Raw genomic sequence first — 326 nt, 5'->3', positions numbered from 1 at the left:
GTGGCGGGGTCGATGCCGGCGCGTTCGAAGGTTTCCCAGGCGACTTCGAGCAGGAGGCGTTGCTGGGGGTCGCTGGCGAGGGCTTCGCGGCGGGAGATGCCGAAGAAGTCGGCGTCGAATCCGGCGACGTCGTCGAGGAAGCCGCCGTGGCGGGTGTAGGAGGTGCCGGGGTGGTCGGGGTCGGGGTCGTACAGGGCGTCCAGGTCCCAGCCGCGGTCGGTGGGGAACTCGGTGACGGCGTCGCGGCCCTCGGCGACCAGGTCCCACAGGTCTTCGGGGGAGGTCACCCCGCCGGGCAGGCGGCAGCCCATCCCCACGATCGCGAT

Annotated in this window: 1 protein-coding gene; it reads right to left on the bottom strand. The window is 72.4% G+C overall.

What is annotated here, in order from left to right:
• The coding region (locus FLW16_RS43270; RefSeq protein ID WP_142566749.1) for a beta-ketoacyl synthase N-terminal-like domain-containing protein at window positions 1–326 on the bottom strand (326 nt) is incomplete at both ends.

It is taken from the genome of Microbispora sp. KK1-11 (genome assembly GCF_006874435.1).
GTDB classification, from domain to species: domain Bacteria; phylum Actinomycetota; class Actinomycetes; order Streptosporangiales; family Streptosporangiaceae; genus Microbispora; species Microbispora catharanthi.
This window is presented reverse-complemented; position numbering and strand designations above follow the sequence as displayed.